An 18588-nucleotide genomic window follows, 5' to 3' on the forward strand; every position below is an offset into this window, starting at 1 on the left:
TAACCCGGCTGTCACATTTGCCGTATAGACTCGACCGCTCAGGTTTCGAGGGTATGGCATGCGCAGGGTCGTGTTCAATCAGAAGGGCGGTGTCGGAAAGTCCAGCATTGCCTGCAACCTGGCGGCGGTGAGCGCGGCGCAGGGGTATCGCACGCTGCTGGTCGATCTGGATGCGCAGGCCAATTCCAGCCATTACCTGTCAGGCCTGACGGGAGATGCGTTGCCCACGGGCATCGCCGATTATTTCAAGCAGGTATTGGCAGGTGGCGCGGCCGGCAAGAAAGCACGGCCGCCGATCACCGAAACGTCATTCGATAATCTGCATCTGATCACCGCGACGGCTGAACTGGCCGATCTGCAACCCAAGCTGGAAGCCAAACACAAGATCAACAAGCTGCGGAAATTGCTGGAAAGCCTTTCCGAGGAGTACGAGCGCATCTACCTGGACACCCCGCCAGCGCTGAATTTCTTTACCGTCTCGGCATTGATTGGTGCCGATCGTTGCCTGATACCTTTCGACTGCGACAGCTTTTCGCGTCAGGCGCTGTACAGCCTGCTCACTGAAATCGAAGAACTGCAGGAAGACCACAACGAGGGGCTTGAAGTCGAAGGCATCGTGGTCAACCAGTTCCAACCGCGTGCAGCGCTCCCGCAGCAGATCATCGATGAGCTGCTGGCCGAGGGGCTGCCGGTGCTGCCGGTGCATCTGATGAGTTCGGTGCGGATGCGCGAGTCGCACCAGGTCTGCACGCCGTTGATCCACTTTGACCCGCGGCACAAGCTGACCCAGCAGTTCGTCGAGCTACACGCGTATCTGGAAGGGCAGGCCTGACCCGGTTCACTCGTCGCGCGAGCGCTCTATTCTGCGGCCCAGGCGGGAGGCGTAGAGCTCGCCGATAATGCCGCGGCGGAAGATCAGTACGCAAACCATGAAGATGATGCCGGTCACCAGGGTGACCGGCAGCTCCGACGTCGCGAAGTAATTGCCCAGCGTGGTCACCAGCGCGGCACCGAACACCGGGCCCACCAGCGTGCCGATGCCGCCGAGCAGCGTCATCAGTACCACCTCGCCGGACATTTGCCAGCTGACGTCGGTAAGGGTGGCGAACTGGAACACCAAGGCCTTCAGCCCACCTGCCAGGCCTGCCAGCGCGGCCGACATGACGAAAGCGCCGAGCTTGTAGCGCGACACGGTGTAGCCGAGGGAGATCGCCCGGTTCTCGTTTTCGCGAATCGACTTGAGGATCATCCCGAAGGGCGAGTTGATGATTCGCCAGATCGCCAGCATGCCGAGCAGGAACATCGTCAGCACGAAGAAATACATGTTCAGCGGCTCTTTCAGGTCGATCAGACCGAACAGATGACCGCGCGGAATGCCCTGGATGCCGTCTTCGCCATGGGTGAAGGGCGCTTGCAGGCAAAAGAAGAAGAACATCTGCGACAGCGCCAGCGTGATCATCGTCGAATAGATGCCTTGCCTGCGGATCGCCAGGAAGCCGATCACCAGGCCCAAGAAAGCGGCGCCGACCACGCCGACCAGAATACCCAGCTCGGGCGTCAGGCCCCATTGCTTGACCGCGTGGGCGGTGAAGTAGGCGGCGCCGCCGAAGAACGCCGCGTGGCCGAACGAGAGAATGCCGGTGTAGCCCAGGAGCAGGTTGAAGGCGCAGGCGAACAGCGCGAAGCACATCACCTTCATCAGGAATACGGGATAAAAATGCAGGGGCGCCAAGACCAGCCCGACGACACCGATGAGGATCAGGATCGTCTCGGCATTCCAGCGCTTTCGCTTAGCTGCGGAGATTGCGGTCGTTTGCTGCATATCAGCCATCCCTTCCCATCAAGCCCGCAGGGCGCACGAGCAGCACGATCGCCATGACCACGAAGATTACGATATTGGATGCCTCGGGGTAGAACACCTTGGTTAGGCCTTCGAGAATCCCCAGCATGTAGCCTGTGATGACCGCGCCGAGGATCGACCCCATGCCGCCCACCACCACCACGGCGAACACGACGATGATGAGGTTCGAGCCCATCAACGGGCTGACCTGGTAGATCGGCGCGGCAAGAATTCCGGCTAACCCCGCCAGGCCGGCACCCAGCCCGTAAGTGAAAGTCAGCAGCAGGGGTACGTTGATGCCGAAGGTGCGCACCAGGGTGGGATTTTCGGTGGCGGCGCGAAGGTACGAACCGAGTTTGGTCTTTTCGATGAGCAGCCAGGTGCTCACGCAGATCAACAACGACGCCAGCACGACCCAGGCGCGGTACTTGGGCAAGAACATGAAACCCAGGTTGTAGCCGCCTGACAGCAGGCTTGGCACCGCGTAGGGCTGGCCGGACGAACCGTAGTAGTAGCGGAAGGCGCCTTCCAGCGCGAGGGCCAGGCCGAAGGTGAACAGCAGGCCGTAGAGGTGATCGAGGTTGTACAGCCGTGACAGCGCCAACCGCTCTACCGCCGCGCCGACCAGCCCGACGATAAGCGGTGCCAGGATCAGCGCCGGCCAGTAGCCGATGCCCAGCACCTTCAGCAGCAGATAACCGGCAAAAGCGCCCATCATGTACTGCGCGCCATGGGCGAAGTTGATCACCTTGATCAGGCCGAAAATGATCGCCAGGCCCAGGCTGAGCATGGCATAGAAAGAGCCATTGATCAGGCCGATCAGCAACTGCCCGAGAAAAGCCTGGATAGGTACGCCGAAGATCGCCGTCATCAGACCCCCAGAGTCTCGTTGAGTATCGTCATGCGATCCGACAGCTCGCTGACATGGAAGCTGTCGACGATCCGCCCGTGGTCGACCAGGTAGAAGCGGTCGGCGACCTTGCTGGCGAAGCGGAAATTCTGTTCCACCAGCAGGATGGTCATGCCGCGCTGCTTGAGGGTCAGCAGTACATCACCGATGCGCTGGACGATCACCGGCGCCAGGCCCTCGGTGGGTTCGTCGAGCAGTAGCAGTTTCGCGCCGGTGCGCAATATGCGTGCGATGGCGAGCATCTGTTGCTCACCACCGGACAGTTTGGTTCCGGCGCTGTTGCGGCGCTCCTGGAGGTTGGGGAATAGCTCGTAGATCTCGCCGGTGGACATGCCTCCCTTGGCGATGATTGGCGGCAGATTGAGGTTCTCGTCCACCGTCAGGGTGGCGAAGATACCGCGCTCCTCCGGCACGAAGCCCATTCCCGCGTGGGCAGCTCGATGCAGTGGTACGTGCATCATGTCGCGACCATCGAACTGGATGGTTCCGGTCCGTTTGCGGATGATGCCCATGATCGAGCGCAGCGCCGTGGTCTTGCCCACGCCGTTGCGGCCGAGCAGCGTCACCGTCTCGCCCTGATGGACGTCCAGGTCGATGCCATGCAGAGCATGGCTTTCGCCGTACCAGGCGTTCAGCTCGCGAACACTCAACAGCGGGGTCGCGTCATTCATCTTCCGTCCCCATATACGCCTCGCGGACGCGTGCATCCTGGCTCACGCTGCGGTAATCACCGGAGGTCAGGATTTCCCCTCGTTGGAGCACGGTCACCTGATCACAAAGATCGGCGACGACTTTCAGGTTGTGCTCGACCATCAGGACCGCGCGTTCGCGCGCCACCTCGCGGATGATTTCGGACACGATGTGCACGTCCTCGTGGCCCATACCCGCCATCGGCTCGTCCAGCAGCAAGACCTTTGGCTCCAGGGCGAGGGTGGTGGCAATCTCCAGGACTCGCTTGCGACCGTAGGACAGATCCGCCGCCGGGCTATGACAGGCATCCTGCAGGCCAACCGACTCGATCAATTGAATGGCCCGCTCGTTTAGCCGGTTCAGCGAGCGCAGCGGCAGCCAGAACTGCGTTGCCAGGCCGCCCGGACGCTGCAGCGCCACACGTACGTTTTCCAGCACTGTCAGGTGCGGGAAAACGGCTGAAATCTGGAATGAGCGCACCAGTCCCATGCGTGCCACCTTGGCCGGATCGGTACGAGTGATGTCTTCTCCGAGCAGCGTGATGGTGCCGCTGGATGGTTGCAGGAACTTGGTCAGCAGGTTGAATACCGTGGTCTTTCCGGCGCCGTTGGGCCCGATCAATGCATGGACCCGGGCGTGATGCACGTCCAGGTCGACATCGTTCACCGCCACGAAACCCTTGAAATCCCGGCGCAGCCCGCGCGCCGAGAGCACGACGGACGATTGCGCGCCCGCCGCCGACCCCGCACGATCTACAACTGAATCGCTGTGGGTCATCATGCTTATTGCTTGGCCAGGTCGCAGCCGCTCTCGGCGGGCTTGATGTAGGCCTCATCGCCCGGAACCGTGGCGAGAACTTTGTAGTAGTCCCAGGGTTCCTTGCTTTCGTCGGGCTTCTTCACTTCCATCAAATACACGTCGCTGATCAGGCGGCCGTTGGCGCCTACCTTGCCGTTGCGAGCGAAGAGGTCGTCCACTGGCATTTCATGCATGGCCTTGGCAACCGCTTCGGTTTCATCGGTGCCGACCTTGTCGATTGCTTTGAGGTACTGCATCACGCCGGAGTAGGTGCCGGCGTGGATCATGTTCGGCATGCGCCCGGTGCGCTCGAAGAAGCGCTTGCCGAATTCGCGGGATTGATCGTCGCGGTCCCAGTAGAAGCTTTCGGTGAGGGTCAGCCCTTGTGCGGCTTCCAGGCCGAGACCGTGTACTTCCGAGAGGGTGAAGAGCAGCGCTGCCAAGCGCTGACCGCTGGCGACGATGCCGAACTCTGCGGCCTGCTTGATGGCATTGGCGGTATCCATGCCTGCGTTGGCCAGGCCGATGACCTGGGCGCCGGACGACTGTGCCTGTAGCAGAAATGAGGAGTAGTCGTTGGTCGCCAGCGGATGCCGCACGGCGCCTTTGATCTCGCCGCCTTTGGCTTTGACGAACTCGCTGGTCTGCTCTTCCAGCGAGTAACCGAAGGCGTAATCGGCGGTGAGGAAGAACCAGCTGTTACCGCCTTGGGATACCAGCGCTCCGCCGGTGCCAACCGCCAGTGCGTGGGTATCGTAGGCCCAATGGAAGCCATAGGGCGAACACTGCTTGCCGGTCAGTTCCACCGTCGCCGCGCCAGTGACCAGATCGATCTTCTTCTTTTCCTTTGAAATTCCTTGTACCGCGAGCGCTACGGAAGAGGTGGTCAGCTCCATGATCGAGTCGACCTGCTCTCGGTCGTACCACTGACGGGCGATGTTGGAGGCAATATCGGGTTTGTTCTGATGGTCAGCGGTCACGATCTCGATCGGCACGCCCTGCACCTTGCCACCGAAGTCCTCGGCCGCCATTTTCGCCGCCTCAAAGGACCATTTGCCGCCGAAGTCGGCGTAGACACCGGATTGGTCGTTGAGAATGCCGATTTTCACCTTGCCATCGGATATCTCGGCAGCCGTCGCGGGAATTGCGGCCGCCGCGCTGAGTGTTGCCGTTGCAATTGCCAGAAGCTTCATCATCGCCTATCTCCTTGCAGGGGTTGACCGCTTACAGGACGGCCCTTGCGGGCTGCCACGACGGGACGGTTCGGTGTGGGTGACGGGGCTGCAGGCGGGCCTGCCGACCATCACAACGATCGAGCGTTGGCATACGCTGCGGTATCGGGGCCGAGTGCATCCATGAGGCATGTCGATCGCATAAAAAAACAGGGCTGCGGCAGCAACGGGAACTGCGCCGGAAGAGGTGATCTGTCGTCGTGTCGGGGCACGGTAGACGTGAGACGCTGGGGCTGTGGTCATTCGGCCTGGCATACGACTGTTTCTAGTTATTGTTAGAACTAAACGTAGCAGGGGTTCGGCCAGACGCAACTGGTCAATTCGGTCGAGCGGGACAGGTTAGCTGCCCTCGCCCGGCGCAGCGTGCGAGCTTGACGCTTCCGTCAAGGTTCGCCGGGTGAAAAAAACAGACGCAACGTTGTCTTCGGCCTATGTTGGCGCGCCAAATGCGATGGCTACGGCAGAGACTGAGCTCATCCTGGCGCTCAGTCGAAGCCAGTCGATTGTCAATTCCAGTCGAGGGCGCCGGGCAAATGACGATCATCTGGCCGAGTAGAGTTAAAGTGCCACGCTGGTCGGCTGTGCTTTTTTCAACTGGCGGCTACCGCTATGCTGGCGACCATTCAAGCAGGAGCGATTGATGAGCAAGGTCAGTGTGCTGGTAGTGGATGACGCGCCTTTCATCCGGGATCTCGTCAAGAAAGGGTTGCGCAGCCACTTCCCCGGCATCCGAATCGAGGATGCAGTGAACGGGCGCAAAGCTCAGCAGATGCTCGATCGTGAAACATTCGATCTGATTCTCTGTGACTGGGAAATGCCCGAGATGTCCGGGCTCGAGCTGCTTACCTGGTGTCGTGCTCACGAGAAGCTCAAGACGACGCCGTTCATCATGGTCACCAGCCGTGGCGACAAAGAGAACGTGGTGCAGGCGATCCAGTCCGGCGTGTCCGACTTCATCGGTAAGCCTTTCTCCAATGAACAGCTGACGACCAAGGTGCGCAAGGCGCTGGGCCGCGCCGGCAAGCTTGATGCACTGGCGGCCAGCGCGCCGGCCCGGCCAACGAACACCGGGATGGCCAATGACTCGCTGGCGGCACTTACCGGTGGCAAGGCCGACGTGATCAAGCCTGCATCCGCTGCACCGGTTAAATCGCCGGCACCCGGACTCGCTGCGCTGGTTCAGCCCGGTGCCGCCAAACCGACGGCCGCCAGTGGCGGTCGCGGCCAGGGCCAGTTGCGCCTGGCGAGCGGGACGCTTGCCTGCGTGATCAAGGCGCTGAGCCTCAAAGAGGGTCTACTGGTGGTCAAGCGCAGCGAGAACCTGCCGCAAGTGCTGGAAAGCGCCGTGCTCGATCTGGAGCAGGGGGAGGGCGGCGAGGTGGCGCGTTTGAACGGCTACTTGCATGCGGTCGCAGCGTTGGAGCCGACGCCGGACACCGACTGGCTGCAGCTGACTTTCCGTTTCGTCGACCGTGACCCGCAGAAGCTCGATTATCTGTCTCGGTTGATTGCCCGCGGCACCGCGCAGCGGCACTTCGTGCCGGGCGCTTAGCCGGCTAGATAGGACGGATCAAGCGATAGTTCAATGGCGCCGCTCATCCGAAAAGAGGCGCTTTGGGGGAACGATTTCACAGCCCGACAGTCGGTGGCTCGCGCAGGCCCCGCTGCGCTGCTAGTCTGCAGCGCTCTGAATACATAACCACATGAAGTCTGCCGTTATGTTGGGGCGCATTATTCTTTGTCTCGGGTTGTTCTGGCTGGCCTCGTCCGCCTCGGCCCTGACCATCTACAAATACACCGACGCCAACGGCGTGGTCACCTACAGCGACCAGGCCGCACCGGGCGCGCGCGTGTTTACCTTCAACGACCGCATGGTCGAGACGCTGGACGCCCAGGTGAAGCTGGAAACCCGTAAGCATGCCGCTGGCGAGACCCTGCTGGTGCGCAATGATCTGTTCGCGCCCGTGGATATCGAGCTCAAGCTGACCGGCGTAGAGAATGCCGTTGGCGCGCCGGACGAGCCGATCCGCTGGGTACTGCCGCCACGCAGCCAGATCCGCCTGGCGACCCTGGCTCCACTCGATCCTGCCAAGCCCCTGAAATACACCCCCAAGTTGCGCCACGCCCTGGGCGATCCGCGTCTGCTGCCCAAACCCTACAAGTATCCGCTGCCCTGGCGCGGCGGTCCGTTCCGCCTTACCCAGGGTGCCAATGGCAAGTACAGCCATTTCACCCCGAAGGGTCGTTATGCGGCCGACATCGCCATGCCCGAGGGCACGTCCATCGTCGCGGCGCGCGGCGGCATGGTGGTCAAGATCGAGAACAGCCAGAGCGGACGCGGCAACAATCCATCCGGCAACTACGTGCGGATCCTCCACGATGACGGGACCATGGGCGTCTACCTGCACCTGATGAGAGGCTCGGTAAACGTTCGCGAAGGTCAGCGAGTCGAGACGGGAACCCGCATCGCACGCTCCGGCAATACGGGCAACAGCACCGGCCCGCACCTGCACTTCGTGGTGCAGCGCAACGTTGGCCTGGCAGTCGAGTCGATTCCCTTCGACTTTTCCCAGCCGGTCAACAGCCTGCCGAATTTCGCTGTCGGCGGAGACTGAGCCTGACTCCGGCCAGCTTCAAGCCGACGGCGAGGCGCTGATGGCCATTTGGTCATCGCGCGCAATTTCCCCTGGATCCTCGGCACGGCAAGCCACTGCTGCACGTGAAAACAGGCGCTGCAATCATTGGCTGGCGCCGATGCGCTGTAGGGCCGGGCGATGGCGCCACAGAAGCAGCGCCAGTGCCGCGGCATAAAGCCCGATCACCACCAGGCCCACTCACTGGATCTCGACGGCGTGGTGCCTGGCAAGGGCTTCGCCCTGGGATCACGGAACGCCGCCCGAACCCTCCGCAGATAAGGGCTCAGGCCTGCGAGCTGGAATTATTACTGTGTTCCTGGTCCAGCCGCAGCACCTTGGCCAACACGATCTTCGGGCCGCGCATCTTCTTGATGACGATTTGTAGGCCCTCGATGTACAGCACTTCGTTTTCTTCCGGAACCCGCTTCAGGGTTTCGTAGATCAGTCCGGCCAACGTATCGGCCTCGATATGGTCGAGATCGACCTGCAGCAGCCGCTCCACCTTGAACAATGGCGTGTCGCCACGTACCAGCAGCTTTCCGGGCTGATAAGCGAGGATGCCGCGCTCGGTCTTGCGGTGCTCGTCCTGGATGTCACCGACCAGCACTTCGAGCACGTCCTCCATGGTCAGGAAGCCGACCACCTTGTGATCACCTTCTTCCACCAGCACGAAATGCGCACCGCCCTGGCGGAACTGGTCCAGTAGTGCATTCAGCGGCAGGTGTCGGGATACCCGCTCCAGCGGACGCAGCAGGGCGGCTAGTTCAAAGCGCTGCGCCAGTTGTTCATCGCCGGCCAGCGCCAATAGCAGGTCCTTGATATGCAGCAGGCCGACGTAATCGCCCTGCGTGCTATCGAACACGGGATAGCGGCTGTATTTGTGCCGGCGGATCAATTCGAGGATCTCCGCCAGCGACGCATCGTGCTCCAACTGCAACAGGTCTTCCCGCGAGTTGGCCCAGTCGGCCACTTCCAGTTCGCTCATTTCCACCGCGGACGCCAGCACCTTGATGTCCTGATTGGCCGGGTCCAGCGCGCGGTTCGAGTGCAGGATCAGCTTCAGCTCTTCGCGACTGTAGTGATGTTCGTGGTGCCCCCCCGGCTCTCCCTGGCCAGCCATGCGCAAAATGGCGTTGGCACTGGCATTGAGCAGGTAGATCGCCGGGTACATGGCCCAATAGAACAGGTACAGCGGCACGGCCGTCCACAGCGATAGCAGTTCGGGTTTGCGGATCGCCCAGGACTTGGGGGCCAGCTCGCCGACAACGATGTGCAGGTAGGAAATGATGAAGAAGGCGGTGAAAAACGCAATGCCATGCACAACGGCTTGCGACTCGATACCCACCGAGGCCAGCACCGGCTCGAGCAGATGAGCAAAGGCTGGTTCACCGACCCAGCCGAGGCCTAGCGAAGCCAGCGTGATGCCCAGCTGGCAGGCGGATAGATAGGCATCCAACTGGCTGTGCACTTTGCGCAGGATGTGCCCGCGCCAGCCGTGCTCCTTGGCGATCGCCTCGACTTTGGTCGAGCGGAGCTTGACCATGGCGAACTCGGCCGCCACGAAGAAACCGTTGAGCAGAACCAGAAACAAAGCGAAAAGGATCAAGCCGAAATCGGCGAAATAGGAGGAGGCGGCGTAACTGCTTGCGAAGCTGGGGGAAGGGTCCATTGAAGTGTCGGGTAGTCGAAGACGGCCCAAGGATGGGGCCGGCTCTCGTTTATTTCAAGGCGCCAGCGGCGATGCCGGTCGCAGCTGATGGGCGGTGCTTAGCGAACCGTGGCTTGGGTCAGCGGGAAATGACAGGTGAAGGTGCTGCCCTTGTTCGGCGTGCTGTTCACATCCAGGCGTCCCTGATGGCGCAGCAGCACATGCTTGACGATGGCCAAGCCCAGTCCGGTACCGCCGGTGTTGCTGGCGCGACTCGAATCGACCCGATAGAAACGTTCGGTCAGCCGCGGCAGGTGCTTGGATTCGATGCCAATTCCTGAGTCCTGCACAGCGAGATGCGCGCCGTGCTCGTTGCACCACCAGCGAATTCGGACGTCGCCACCATCCGGGGTGTATTTCACCGCGTTGAAGATCAGGTTGGAGAACGCGCTGCGCAGCTCGGCCTCGCTGCCCTTGAGCAGCAAGGTGGGATCGGCTTCGAGGCTGATTACATGGTTGCGCTCGGCCGACAACGCCTGGGCATCGCTCCTGATCGAATTCAGCAGGGCGGCGACGGCCACCGGTTGGGTGTTAGAAGGGGGGCTGGTGGCTTCCAGCTTGGCCAGCAATAGCAGGTCGTTGAGCAAGTGCTGCATGCGCCCGGCCTGCTGGTTCATCTGATTCAGCGCGCGTGGCCAGCGTGCCGGCATCTCGTCGGTGTGCTCGAGCATCGTCTCCAGATACCCGGCGATCACCGTCAGCGGTGTGCGCAGTTCATGGGATACGTTGGCCACGAAGTCTTTGCGCATCTGTTCCAGTTGGTGGAGGCGGGTGATGTCGCGTACCACCATCAAGTGTTCGCTGTTGCCGTAGCGGGTGATGGTAACTTGCAACCAGAGTCGATCGTTGACCGGCGAAGACAGCTCCAGCGGTTCTTCATGCCGGCCGCTGTCGAAATACTCCTTGAAGCTCGGATGGCGTACCAGATTGGTCACCGGGTGGCCGGTATCCTGCGGCTTCTTCAGACCCAGCAGGCGTTCGGCGGCAGGGTTCCACCATTCCAGGTTGCCGTCGCTGTCGAGCATGATGACGGCATCTTTCAGCGCCGCGGTCGAGCCTTGGACCCGGTCGATCACCGCCTGTAGCTGCCCGCGCTGGCGTAGGTCCCGGCGCTGCATCTGATAGAGATTGTCGAAGATGTCACCCCAGAGTCCGTGACCGTCCGGCGGCGGCTCGTCCGGCTGGCTGCGCCTGAGCCACTGTTGCAGACGCCGCATCTGATACAGCGTCCAGCCGAGATAGCCGCTCAGGCCTGCGGCGAGGGCCCAGCCGTACTCGCCGGTGATCAGGCCGACCAGCAGGCAGCCGGCCAACAGCATAAGCAGCTGGCGCACCAGCGCGCCTTGCCAGTCTTGGTTCACCGCTAACGCTCCTTTAGGCCGCTTGGGGCCGCCCGGAAATCATGCTGTGAAACGCCGGCATAGGCCCGGCGGCTCGGATCTGAGTGAACGGCTGCCCGATCCTGCAGCGTTACACCAGCTCGCAGGCGGTTTCGTTCAGCTCTTGGTGGAAAAGCGATAACCGGTACCGCGCACGGTCTGCACCAGGTTTTCATAGGTCTCGCCGAGCGCCTTGCGCAGGCGCCGAATATGCACGTCCACGGTGCGCTCCTCAACATAGACATTGCCGCCCCATACCTGGTCGAGCAATTGCCCGCGGGTATAGGCGCGCTCCTGATGGGTCATGAAGAACTGCAACAACCGATACTCGGTCGGGCCCATGTCGGCTGGCGTACCGTCGATGGTGACGCGGTGGCTGATGGGGTCGAGCAGCAGGCCGCCAATCTCGATCGGTGTTTCGTTGTCGGTGGGCGCGGCGCGGCGCAGCACCGCTTTCAAGCGCGCGACCAGTTCCCGGGGCGAGAACGGCTTAGTGATGTAGTCATCGGCCCCCACTTCCAGACCCTGGATCTTGTTGTCCTCCGCGTCCTTGGCGGTGAGCATGATGATCGGCGTGTTGGCCGTCATCTCGTCGCGCTTAAGGCGTCGGGCCAGCTCAATGCCGGAGGTGCCGGGCAGCATCCAGTCGAGCAGGATCAGGTCGGGTTGGCGGTCAACGATCAGCGCGTGGGCCTGTTGAGTGTTTTCCGCTTCAAGGCATTCGTAGCCGGCCATCTCCAGCGCCACTACGATCATCTCCCGGATCGGCGCTTCGTCATCGACGATCAGTATGCATTTGCCGTTCATGTCCGCTCCCGGTCCGTTTCTTGTCGCTCGGCATTAGATAACGGAAATGTTGCAGCGATGTTACAGGCAGGCTTGGAGCCCGCAGCTGGAAGAAAAGCTGCAGCGTCGAATTTTCGGGTTTCGGATTCCGGCTATCAGCTCGTTTTCGTCGCGTAATCCAGCACGATTCCGGCAAGAATCGCCAGCCCGGCCCAGTGGTTGTGCAGGAAAGCCTTGAAGCAGGCCTGCGGCTTGCGCGAGCGGGTTTTCCAGAATTCCCAGGCGAAGCAGGCCGCGGCGATGCTGAGTCCCAGGTGGAACCATTGCCCCAGCTCGAAACGTACGCCAGCCAAAATCAAGCAGAACAGGGCGAGACCCTGGAGGGTGGCGATGATCAGCCGGTCGGCTTCGCCGAATAGAATGGCGGTGGATTTGATGCCGATCTTCAGATCGTCTTCGCGGTCGGCCATCGCATAGTAGGTGTCGTAGCCCACCGTCCAGACCACGTTGGCGATGAACAGCAGCCAGGCTTCCGGTGGCAGCTCACCGCGCTCGGCGGTAAATGCCATCAGCATGCCCCAGGAAAACGCCGCACCGAGCACCACCTGCGGGTAGTAGGTGTAGCGCTTCATGAAGGGGTAGAGCGCGGCGACGCCGAGGGCGCCGAAGGACAGCCAGATGGTCGCGGCGTTGGTCAGCAACACCAGACCGAAGCTGAGGGCGACAAGAATGGCGAAGAGGATCCAGGCTTCCTTCGGCGTGACCTTGCCAGTGGCCAGCGGTCGGCCCTTGGTGCGGCTGACGTGACCGTCGAGATTCCTATCGGCGAAGTCATTGATCACACAGCCGGCGGCGCGCATCAGCACGACGCCGAGCACGAAAATCACCACGTTCTTGACGCTCGGGGAGCCCTCACCCGCAATCCACAGCGCCCAGAGCGTCGGCCACAGCAGCAGATAGGTGCCGATCGGACGATCCAGGCGCATCAGCTGGATGAAGTCCCAGGCGCGTGGATGGAGGCGATTGCTCGATTGCAGAAGCTTCTGATACACGGCGGTCTCCGATCGGTGAGGGTGGGTCAAGGACAGTCTGTGCCGGGCTCAGGTCTCGATCCGTGCGGCTCGCCACAGGGCCGGCAGAAAGACCTCGGCGACCAGTACGCGCAGGTCGCCCTGGCTGAAGCAGGAGCGGCGGGCCCAGAGTTGCGGTTGACGAACTTCGTCTGGCAGCCAGCTTTCGGGGTATTGGCGAGCCTGTAGCGTGCCACGGCTGAACGCCGGATCGGTGAACAGCAATTCACCCAGCGAGCGGCTGCCCAGGTGCGGCAGATCCAGCCCGGACTGTTCCAGCGCACTGCGCGCGGCGACGCTGCGGGCGAAGATCCATGGCTCCTGATGCCCGCGCAGGTAGACCTCGCGAATCCACCCGTGGCTGCCGTTGGCGACACCCAGCGCTACGCATTCGTCATCGCGCAGCGCCTGCCAGCCCTCGGCGAGCGGCGTCACGCTGAACGCGCCTTTGGCCAGTTGCGTCAGGCGTCGGGTGAGCGAGCCTTTGTCGACGTAAAGCCAGTCGTGCAGGTCAGGGGCGAGTGGGGCGGGGAGGCGGTCGGCGGGCAACCAGTCTAGTGAGTCAGGCACGAGCAGTAACGGGCAGCGAAAAGAAGCGGCGAGTCTAGCATGGGCCCAAGCGGCCGCCTGAGGCTGGGAGCTCGAGCCGCAAGAAAAACCGGACAGGTTACCAATGGCACTCCGCTTGCCCCGGCCGTCTTTTTACGTCCAGCCTTCCAGCCGCATCGTGGCGCGCACCAGGCGCTGCTCCTCCTGTTCGATCTCCTTGAGGTTGTCGCGAATGCTGTGGATATGGTCGCGGGCCGCGCGTTGTGCCTGGTCCGGCAGACGCTCGGTGACGGCGTGGAACAGCCGCGAATGCTGCCGGTCGATCTGCCGCTTCTGCAGTGGCCGGTGATAGAGGTTGTTCACCGAGGCAAATACCGTGGAGAGCATCAGATCAGTCAGCGACTGCAGCGTATGCACCAGAACCGGGTTGTGCGAGGCCTCGCTGACAGCCAGATGAAAGGCATGGTCGAGGCGGGCGTGCTCCCGCGGGTCGGCCGCTTCTTCAGCATGCGCGGCGAGCATTTCTTCGTAGCGACGGCGTAGCAGGATGAAGTCGGCCTCGGTGCCGCGCAGCGCTGCCAGGCGCGCCGACTCGCCCTCAAGCAGGGCGCGGACTTCGAGCAGATCATAGAGGGTGCGCGGCTGTGAGTTGAACAGATGCATCAGTGGGCTTGCGTCCTGTTCGCCGGACAGCCTCGCCACGTGGGAGCCGCGCCCTTGGGCGGTTTCGATAATGCCGCGGCCGCGGAGCACGCGCAGACCTTCGCGCAGCGCCGAGCGCGAGATGCCGAGCTTTTCGCATAGGCGTCGCTCGGACGGCAGCGTCTGGCCGACCTTGAGTACGCCATCGACGATCAGGCGCTCGATGCGCTCGGCCACTATGTCCGCCAGCTGGCGGCGTTCCTGAGTATTTTCAATCAGCATAATAGAGCTCAACCACTGGTAGGACCAGTTTGGCGGAAGTCTACCGCATCCAGCCATAACCCGGTGCGAGGTCCCGTTATTTGGGCATTTTAGATCCGTAGATCGAAAGGGTCGTGAAAGAAACTGGTAGGACCAGTGGTTTTCGAGGTGGACGGCAGCAAGGTGTCGGACTAATGATGCGTCAAACCACCGCAGCTGGCCGTGCTGACGGTGAACGAAAGAAGAGCCTGACTGCCATGAATATCCTCTACGACGAACGCGTCGACGGCGAGCTGCCCAAGGTCGACAAGGCGGCGCTGCTGGCCGACCTGCAGGCGCAACTGCCCGGTATGGACATTCTCCACCGTGGCGAAGATCTCAAACCGTACGAGTGCGATGGTCTGTCCGCCTACCGCACCACGCCGATGCTGGTGGTGCTGCCCGAGCGTATCGAGCAGGTCGAAACGCTGCTGAAAATCGCCCACAAGCGTGGCGTGCCAGTGGTGGCGCGCGGGGCCGGGACCGGTCTGTCCGGCGGTGCGCTGCCGTTGGAGCAAGGCATCCTGCTGGTCATGGCGCGCTTCAACAAGATTCTCGAAGTCGACCCGGCCGGTCGCTTCGCTCGCGTCCAGCCCGGTGTGCGTAATCTGGCGATTTCCCAAGCGGCGGCGCCCTATGACCTCTATTACGCCCCGGATCCCTCGTCACAGATCGCCTGCTCCATCGGCGGCAACGTCGCTGAGAACGCAGGTGGCGTGCACTGCCTGAAATACGGGCTGACCGTGCACAACCTACTCAAGGTCGAGATCCTCACCGTCGAAGGCGAGCGCATGGTGCTGGGCTCCGACGCGTTGGATTCGCCGGGCTTCGACCTGCTGGCGCTGTTCACAGGCTCCGAGGGCATGCTCGGTATCGTCACCGAAGTCACGGTCAAATTGCTGCCAAAACCGCAGGTGGCCAAGGTGCTGCTGGCGGCATTCGACTCGGTGGAGAAGGCCGGGCGCGCGGTCGGCGACATCATCGCGGCGGGCATCATCCCCGGCGGCCTCGAGATGATGGACAACCTGTCGATCCGCGCCGCTGAAGATTTCATCCATGCCGGTTACCCGGTGGATGCCGAGGCGATTCTGCTCTGCGAACTCGATGGCGTCGAAGCGGACGTTCACGACGACTGCGCTCGCGTCGGCGAGGTGCTCAAGCTGGCCGGCGCCACCGAAGTGCGGCTAGCCAAGGACGAGGCCGAGCGGGTCAAGTTCTGGGCCGGACGCAAGAATGCCTTCCCCGCGGTCGGGCGGATTTCGCCAGATTACTACTGCATGGACGGCACCATCCCACGACGCGAGCTGCCAGGCGTGCTCAAGGGCATCAGTGATCTTTCCGCCGAATACGGCCTGCGCGTGGCCAACGTGTTCCACGCCGGCGACGGCAACATGCACCCGCTTATCCTCTTCGATGCCAACACCGAGGGCGAGCTGGAGCGCGCCGAGGCGCTGGGCGGCAAGATTCTCGAGCTTTGCGTCAAGGTCGGTGGCTCGATCACCGGCGAGCACGGCGTCGGGCGCGAGAAGATCAACCAGATGTGCGCCCAGTTCAATGCCGACGAGCTGACCCTGTTCCACGCGGTGAAAGCGGCGTTCGACCCCAGCGGACTGCTCAATCCTGGCAAGAACATCCCGACGCTGCATCGCTGCGCCGAATTCGGCGGCATGCACGTTCATGGCGGACAGTTGCCCTTCCCTGAACTGGAGCGCTTCTGATGACGGTTTCCTTCGACGACAGCCAGCAGCTGCTCGACCAAGTCAACCAGGCGTTGGCCAGCAACACCCCACTGCGTATTCAGGGTGGCGGCAGCAAAGCATTTCTCGGTCGCGAGGTGCAGGGCACGCTGCTCGACACGCGCGCCCATCGCGGCATCGTGACCTACGACCCGACCGAACTGGTGGTCACTGCCCGCGCCGGCACGCCGTTGGCGGAGTTGGAAGCGGCCCTCGACGAAGCCAACCAGATGTTGCCGTGCGAACCGCCGCACCTGGGCGAAGGCGCCACCGTTGGCGGGATGATCGCGGCGGGCCTGTCCGGTCCGCGCCGGCCCTGGAGCGGCTCGGTGCGCGATTTCGTGCTCGGCTCGCGGGTGATTACCGGCCATGGCAAGCACCTGCGATTCGGCGGCGAAGTGATGAAGAACGTCGCCGGCTACGACCTGTCGCGCCTCATGGCCGGCAGCTTCGGTTGCCTCGGCGTGATTACCGAGGTATCGCTCAAGGTGCTGCCCAAGGCGCGCCTATGCCGCAGCCTGCGGGTCGAGATGCCGGTTGACCGTGCGCTGCTCAATCTCGCCGAATGGGGCCAGCAACCGGTGCCGATCACCGCGGCCAGCCATGACGGCCAGGCACTGCATCTGCGACTGGAAGGCGGCGAAGGTTCGGTCAACGCCGCCTGTGACCGCATCGGTGGCGAGGCACTGGACGTTGGCTACTGGAATGACTTGCGCGAACAGCGCCTGGGCTTTTTCAGTGACGCCCGGCCGCTGTGGCGCCTGTCGCTGCCCACCGACACACCGGTACTGGCGCTGCCCGGCGAGCAGCTGATCGACTGGGGCGGTGCCCAACGCTGGCTCAAATCCGATGCCGATGCTCAGGCCATTCGCAGCATCGTCAGTGAAGTCGGCGGACATGCCATCTGCTTTACCGCTGGCGCTACCAGCAGCCCGTTCCAGCCGTTGGCCGAGCCGTTGCTGCGCTACCACCGTCAGTTGAAGACGCAACTCGACCCGCAGGGGATCTTCAACCCCGGCCGCATGTATTCCGAGGTCTAGTCCTAACCATGCAAACGAATCTGAGTGAGGCCGCGAAGAAGCTGCCACGGGCGGAGGAGGCCGAGAGCATCCTGCGCTCCTGCGTGCATTGCGGCTTCTGCAACGCCACCTGCCCGACCTATCAGCTGCTCGGCGATGAGCTGGATGGCCCGCGCGGGCGCATCTACCTGATGAAGCAGATGTTCGAAGGCGGCGAAGTCACCGAGAGCACCCAGACCCACCTGGACCGCTGCCTGACCTGCCGTAACTGCGAAACCACCTGCCCGTCCGGCGTGCAGTACCACAACCTGCTGGATATCGGCCGCGACTTCATGGAGCAGCAGGTGCAGCGCTCGGCGCGCGAACGCCTGCTGCGCACTGGGCTGCGCACCGTGCTGCCACGTCCGGGCCTGTTCAAGGCCCTGCTCGGCACCGGCAACGCGCTGCGTCCCTTGATGCCCGACACGCTCAAGTCACACATGCCGCGCCAGATCACCCCGGCCAAGCCGCGCCCGCAGGTGTTGCATACGCGTCGCGTGCTGATGCTCGAAGGTTGCGTGCAGCCAAGTCTGTCGCCTAACACCAATGCTGCGACGGCTCGCGTGCTCGATCGTCTTGGCATCAGCGTGAGCTCGGCGCGCGAGGCGGGTTGCTGCGGCGCGGTGGACTATCACCTGAATGCTCAGGAAGCCGGATTAGACCGTGCGCGGCGCAACATCGACGCCTGGTGGCCGGCCATCGAAGGCGGCGCTGAAGCCATCGTGCAGACCGCCAGCGGTTGCGGTGCGTTCATCAAGGACTATGGTCATCTGTTACGGGACGACCCGGCCTACGCGACCAAAGCAGCTCGGGTAAGCATGCTGGCTAAGGATCTGGTTGAAGTGATGCGCAGCGCCGAGCTCGAGCGGCTGAACGTAAAGGCCGACAAGCGCATGGCCTTTCATTGCCCGTGCACCTTGCAGCACGCACAGAAGCTCGGCGGCGCGGTCGAAGACGTGCTCACCCGGCTCGGCTTCCAGCTCACCGCGGTGCCCGATGCGCATCTGTGCTGTGGCTCGGCGGGCAGCTATTCGATCACCCAGCCAGTGCTGTCCAAGCAATTGCGCGACAACAAGCTCACTGCGCTGGAAAGCGGCAAACCTGAAGTCATCGTCACCGCCAACATCGGTTGCCAGACGCACCTCGACGGTGCCGGGCGAACACCGGTCAGGCACTGGATCGAGATCGTCGAGGAGGCGATGCAGTAACCCCAAACCCCAATCGCGCCGTGACGCACATCGAATCGACAGGAGA

17 protein-coding genes are annotated in these 18588 nt (G+C 62.6%); 6 read left to right on the top strand and 11 right to left on the bottom strand.

Going from position 1 to position 18588, the window contains the following annotated elements:
* Positions 1–58: 58 nt before the first annotated feature.
* The gene (locus CH92_RS01675) at positions 59–832 is read left to right on the top strand and encodes a ParA family protein (RefSeq protein WP_025240069.1); all 774 of its coding nucleotides are present in this window, start codon (positions 59–61) and stop codon (positions 830–832) included.
* A 6-nt stretch (positions 833–838) separates the two neighbouring features.
* Here CH92_RS01675 and CH92_RS01680 read toward each other — a convergent pair whose 3' ends face one another.
* The 5 genes from CH92_RS01680 to CH92_RS01700 are packed head-to-tail and all read right to left on the bottom strand — an operon-like array spanning position 839 to position 5431.
* On the bottom strand, positions 839–1822 hold the full coding sequence (locus CH92_RS01680; protein WP_025240070.1) for a branched-chain amino acid ABC transporter permease: 984 nt from the start codon (positions 1820–1822) through the stop codon (positions 839–841).
* Position 1823: 1 nt separating this feature from the next.
* Positions 1824–2711, bottom strand: coding sequence for a branched-chain amino acid ABC transporter permease (locus tag CH92_RS01685; protein ID WP_025240071.1), 888 nt, complete (start codon positions 2709–2711; stop codon positions 1824–1826).
* On the bottom strand, positions 2711–3421 hold the full coding sequence (locus CH92_RS01690) for an ABC transporter ATP-binding protein (protein ID WP_025240072.1): 711 nt from the start codon (positions 3419–3421) through the stop codon (positions 2711–2713). The genes CH92_RS01685 and CH92_RS01690 overlap by 1 nt, the downstream gene beginning before the upstream one ends.
* On the bottom strand, positions 3414–4217 hold the full coding sequence (locus CH92_RS01695) for an ABC transporter ATP-binding protein (protein WP_051517582.1): 804 nt from the start codon (positions 4215–4217) through the stop codon (positions 3414–3416). The genes CH92_RS01690 and CH92_RS01695 overlap by 8 nt, the downstream gene beginning before the upstream one ends.
* 5 nt (positions 4218–4222) lie before the next feature.
* Positions 4223–5431, bottom strand: coding sequence for an ABC transporter substrate-binding protein (locus tag CH92_RS01700; RefSeq protein WP_025240074.1), 1209 nt, complete (start codon positions 5429–5431; stop codon positions 4223–4225).
* Positions 5432–6110: 679 nt separating this feature from the next.
* Here CH92_RS01700 and CH92_RS01705 point away from each other — a divergent pair.
* Both CH92_RS01705 and CH92_RS01710 read left to right on the top strand, forming a co-directional pair.
* Positions 6111–7022, top strand: coding sequence for a response regulator (locus CH92_RS01705; RefSeq protein ID WP_025240075.1), 912 nt, complete (start codon positions 6111–6113; stop codon positions 7020–7022).
* A gap of 166 nt (positions 7023–7188) precedes the next feature.
* Positions 7189–8085 carry a peptidoglycan DD-metalloendopeptidase family protein gene (locus CH92_RS01710; protein ID WP_025240076.1) on the top strand — a complete coding sequence of 299 codons (897 nt, stop codon included), beginning with the start codon at positions 7189–7191 and terminating at the stop codon, positions 8083–8085.
* Positions 8086–8389: 304 nt separating this feature from the next.
* Here CH92_RS01710 and CH92_RS01715 read toward each other — a convergent pair whose 3' ends face one another.
* The 6 genes from CH92_RS01715 to glcC form a co-directional block, all read right to left on the bottom strand.
* The gene (locus tag CH92_RS01715) at positions 8390–9775 is read right to left on the bottom strand and encodes a hemolysin family protein (protein WP_025240077.1); all 1386 of its coding nucleotides are present in this window, start codon (positions 9773–9775) and stop codon (positions 8390–8392) included.
* A gap of 98 nt (positions 9776–9873) precedes the next feature.
* The gene (phoR, locus tag CH92_RS01720) at positions 9874–11175 is read right to left on the bottom strand and encodes a phosphate regulon sensor histidine kinase PhoR (protein ID WP_025240078.1); all 1302 of its coding nucleotides are present in this window, start codon (positions 11173–11175) and stop codon (positions 9874–9876) included.
* Positions 11176–11310: 135 nt separating this feature from the next.
* Complete coding sequence (gene phoB / locus CH92_RS01725; protein WP_025240079.1) at positions 11311–12000, bottom strand: phosphate regulon transcriptional regulator PhoB; 690 nt, start codon at positions 11998–12000, stop codon at positions 11311–11313.
* Between the two features lie 134 nt (positions 12001–12134).
* Positions 12135–13031 carry a 4-hydroxybenzoate octaprenyltransferase gene (gene ubiA, locus CH92_RS01730; protein WP_025240080.1) on the bottom strand — a complete coding sequence of 299 codons (897 nt, stop codon included), beginning with the start codon at positions 13029–13031 and terminating at the stop codon, positions 12135–12137.
* A gap of 48 nt (positions 13032–13079) precedes the next feature.
* Positions 13080–13619, bottom strand: a complete 540-nt coding sequence (locus tag CH92_RS01735; RefSeq protein WP_025240081.1) for a chorismate--pyruvate lyase family protein — start codon at positions 13617–13619, stop codon at positions 13080–13082.
* Between the two features lie 132 nt (positions 13620–13751).
* A complete protein-coding gene (gene glcC / locus CH92_RS01740; protein ID WP_025240082.1) occupies positions 13752–14522 on the bottom strand; it encodes a transcriptional regulator GlcC in 771 nt (256 codons plus the stop codon).
* A gap of 236 nt (positions 14523–14758) precedes the next feature.
* Between glcC and glcD the strand changes: the two genes are divergently transcribed.
* From glcD to glcF, 3 genes are read left to right on the top strand one after another with little or no spacing between them, the layout of a single operon-like run.
* Entirely contained in the window at positions 14759–16258 is a 1500-nt protein-coding gene (gene glcD / locus CH92_RS01745; protein ID WP_025240083.1) for a glycolate oxidase subunit GlcD, read from the top strand.
* Positions 16258–17316: a glycolate oxidase subunit GlcE gene (glcE, locus tag CH92_RS01750; RefSeq protein WP_025240084.1), complete on the top strand. Its 1059-nt coding sequence runs from the start codon at positions 16258–16260 to the stop codon at positions 17314–17316. Before glcD ends, glcE begins: the two co-directional genes overlap by 1 nt.
* Positions 17317–17324: 8 nt before the next feature.
* Entirely contained in the window at positions 17325–18542 is a 1218-nt protein-coding gene (gene glcF, locus CH92_RS01755; protein WP_025240085.1) for a glycolate oxidase subunit GlcF, read from the top strand.
* The last annotated feature ends 46 nt before the right edge of the window (positions 18543–18588 follow it).

Source organism: Stutzerimonas stutzeri (assembly GCF_000590475.1).
In the GTDB taxonomy this organism is placed as follows: Bacteria; Pseudomonadota; Gammaproteobacteria; order Pseudomonadales; family Pseudomonadaceae; genus Stutzerimonas; species Stutzerimonas stutzeri_D.